The 2,356-nt window shown below is 71.4% G+C and carries 2 protein-coding genes and 1 pseudogene; all 3 read left to right on the top strand.

What is annotated here, in order from left to right; translation table 11 throughout:
• Positions 1 to 293 precede the first annotated feature (293 nt).
• Positions 294 to 950 carry a Vgb family protein gene (locus ACDELDRAFT_RS21440; protein WP_040330414.1) on the top strand — a complete coding sequence of 219 codons (657 nt, stop codon included), beginning with the start codon at positions 294 to 296 and terminating at the stop codon, positions 948 to 950.
• Positions 951 to 1,148: 198 nt separating this feature from the next.
• The gene (locus ACDELDRAFT_RS21435; RefSeq protein WP_005800431.1) at positions 1,149 to 2,006 is read left to right on the top strand and encodes a DUF899 domain-containing protein; all 858 of its coding nucleotides are present in this window, start codon (positions 1,149 to 1,151) and stop codon (positions 2,004 to 2,006) included.
• Positions 2,003 to 2,356 (top strand): annotated as a pseudogene (locus ACDELDRAFT_RS21430) (hypothetical protein); the annotation flags it as partial. The gene ACDELDRAFT_RS21435 and the pseudogene ACDELDRAFT_RS21430, both read left to right, overlap by 4 nt.

Here is a 2,356-nt window from a genome sequence, read left to right as displayed (position 1 = left end):
CCTGGGCGACAGCCAGCGCACCGTGCAGCGTGCGTTGGCCGACCTGGAAGCTACCGGTCAGGTGCGCGCCATCGGCCAGGCTCGCGCCCGCCGCTGGCTGGCCGCGCCGCTCGTCGGATTCACGACGATCTTGTTACTCCCCACGGCGCAGGCAAATCCCTAAAGTGGCATCCATCACCCCTGAAGGAGCCCCCGCAATGACCGCCACCACCGCCAGCCACGCCACCCCGGATGCCGCCCGCGATACCGCCTGCAGCAGCCAGGTCGGCGATGCCCCGCCGCCCCGCCTGCACATGCCCGTCGCCGCGCGCCAGCCTGCCGAGGTGGTGCGCGAATACGGCCCCTTTGGCGATGCCAGCGCCGTCCACGGCGTGACCCACGACGGCCACCGCGTATGGGCCGCGACGGGCGAGCACCTGGTGGCGTTCGACCCGGCCAGCGGCACCACCACCCGCACGCTGGACGTGGCGTGCGACGCGGGCACGGCGTTCGACGGCACGCACCTCTACCAGATTGCCGAAGCGCGCATCGACAAGATCGACCCCGTCACGGGCCGCGTGCTGGCCACCATCCCGGCGCCGGGTGGCGGCAACGATTCGGGCCTGACGTGGGCCGAAGGCAGCCTGTGGGTGGGCCAGTACCAGGGCCGCAAGATCCACCAGATCGACCCCGCCACCGGCGCCATCCGCCGCACCATCGAGTCCGACCGCTTCGTGACCGGCGTCACCTGGGTGGATGGCGAACTGTGGCACGGCACCTGGGAAGGCGACGAAAGCACCCTGCGCCACATCGACCTTGCCAGCGGTGCCGTGGTGCAGCAGCTCGACCTGCCGCCGGGCGCGGGCGTGAGCGGGCTCGAATCCGACGGTGCCGGCCTGTTCTACTGCGGCGGCGGCAGCAGCGGCAAGGTGCGCGCCGTGCGCCAGCCCAAGGCACCACCCCGCGCCTGAACGGCGCTACACCAGGCCTCCACAACATCCGGACCACGACGGGGCCCGCACCGGGCCTGTGCCGTGCCTTCACCAGGCCCTGCGCGCCCACTCCACGGGCGGCAGGCCAGGGAGCAGTGCGCCTGCAGTCGTCCATCAACCCATCGGCTTCACCGGCGACGCCCCACCGACACCATCACCACACCAAGGAGTACATCCATGAACGCCCCCACCTCCCACCCCGTGGTCTCTGCCGACCAATGGCTGGCCCAGCGCCGCACCCTGCTGGCCCGCGAAAAGGCGTTGACCCGCCTGCGCGACCAGGTTGCCCAGGAGCGCCGCGCGCTGCCCTGGACCCGCGTGGACAAGCGCTACACCTTCGACACGGCCCAGGGCCCGCGCGCCCTGGCCGACCTTTTCGACGGGCGCAGCCAGCTGCTGGTGCAGCATTTCATGTTCGGCCCGGGTTGGGAGCAAGGCTGCCCGAGCTGCTCCTTCATGGCCGACCACATGGGCGGCATGGAGCTGCACCTGCAGCACCGCGACGTGTCGGTGCTTGCCGTCTCGCGCGCGCCGCTGGCCGAGATCGAGCGCTTTCGCCAGCGCATGGGCTGGCAGTTCCGCTGGGTGTCATCGCACGGCAGCGACTTCAACCACGACTTTGCCGTGAGCTTCACCGCCGAGCAGCGCGCACGCGGCAATGGCGAGGTGTTCTACAACTACGGCATGCGGCCGTTCCCCGCCGATGAGGCACCGGGCATCAGCGTGTTTGTGCACAACGATGCGGGGGAGGTGTTCCACACCTACTCCACCTTCGGGCGCGGCGTCGAAGCCATGATGGGCACCTACCAGCTGCTGGACCTGACGCCGCTGGGCCGCCACGAAACCAACCCCGCCCACCCCCTGGACTGGGTGCGCCACCACGACCGCTACGCGCCCGCGCAGCCACCGGCCCACACCGCCAGCGCCCCGGCCACCCCCCCAGGCATCGCCAACTTCGCAAGACTCGCAGGCCTTCCCGTCCCGCCCTGCGCCGGGCGGGTGCTGCGCCGCACGGGGCTGAACGCCACACCATGACCTCGGACATCCTTTGGCCCTGGATCACCATCGCCGCCATGGGTGCGCTGCACGGGCTCCATCCCGCCACAGGCTGGGGGCTGGCCATGGCCTGGAGCCTGCGGGCACACGACCACAGCATCCCGCTGCGCGCCCTGCTGCCCATGGCCGCCGGACACCTGGCCTCGGTGGCGCTGGTGGCCGCCGCTGTGGCGTGGGGCCTGACGCTGCCCGTGCCTGTCTTGCTGGGGGTGGCGGGCGGCTTGTGTGGGCTGATGGTGCTGGCCCATGGGTCAGACCTGGCGCCACGTGGCTTGCGCAAGCCGGCCGGTCCCGTGGGCATGGCCCTGTGGTCGTTCGCAGCAGCCACG

The sequence above is a fragment of the Acidovorax delafieldii 2AN genome (assembly GCF_000175235.1).
Taxonomy (GTDB): Bacteria; Pseudomonadota; Gammaproteobacteria; order Burkholderiales; family Burkholderiaceae_C; genus Acidovorax; species Acidovorax delafieldii_B.
Note: the sequence above shows the minus strand (reverse complement) of the source record. Positions and strands in the feature narration are given on the sequence as shown.